We start from the raw sequence: 665 nt of genomic DNA, 5'->3' as shown, positions 1-665 counted from the left end.
CGGCGCTGCCGTCGCCCATCATGCGCACCTTGCCGGCAGTGTTCTGCTCGCGGCCCCAGGCGCCCATCACGAAGGCGTCGTTGACCGAGACGCACCACACTTCGTCCACGCCGGCGGCGCGCAGCGCCTCGGCCTGGGCGACGTAGCCCGGCACGTGCTTGGCCGAGCAGGTCGGCGTGAAGGCGCCGGGCAGCCCGAACACCACGATCTTGCGGCCGCGCGCCAGTTCCGCCACCGAAAAGGCGTTGGGCCCGAGGCTGCAGCCGCCGGTTTCGGTGTCGAAGAATTCGTTCAGCGTGGCGTCGGGCACACGCGCTCCTGTTTCGATCATGCTGTCTCTCTTCCTGTCTCGGTAAAAACCCTGTCTAGCATCATAGTGCGCGCACCTGCCGCGCCCAAGGCGAAGCCTGTCCGCCGCGGTGCCGGCGCGCTTGGGCGGGGGCCCGATGCGATTCCAGTGCGACTCTAAACCTTAACCCCGGCGCGTGCTTGAAACGGCGCCGCGGGCGCGGTGCCGCAGCGGGGCTGAAAAATGCAACGCGCGCGGCGATCTTGCGATCGCCGCGCGGACGACGGCACATCCCGGCCGGGAGGGCGGGAGACCAGTCCGGGGAGGCGGCCGGTGGCACGCCTGTCCCGGCGACGGGATGCGAGCTGAGGGCGTC

The 665-nt window shown here is 70.4% G+C and carries 1 protein-coding gene; it reads right to left on the bottom strand.

Features of this window, described 5'->3' with window-relative positions; all coding sequences use genetic code 11:
* A partial coding sequence (locus K206_RS0122915; RefSeq protein WP_029043964.1) for a redoxin family protein occupies positions 1-331 on the bottom strand: 331 nt, incomplete at its 3' end.
* Positions 332-665 lie beyond the last annotated feature (334 nt).

It is taken from the genome of Cupriavidus sp. WS (assembly GCF_000395345.1).
In the GTDB taxonomy this organism is placed as follows: Bacteria; Pseudomonadota; Gammaproteobacteria; order Burkholderiales; family Burkholderiaceae; genus Cupriavidus; species Cupriavidus basilensis_B.
This window is presented reverse-complemented; position numbering and strand designations above follow the sequence as displayed.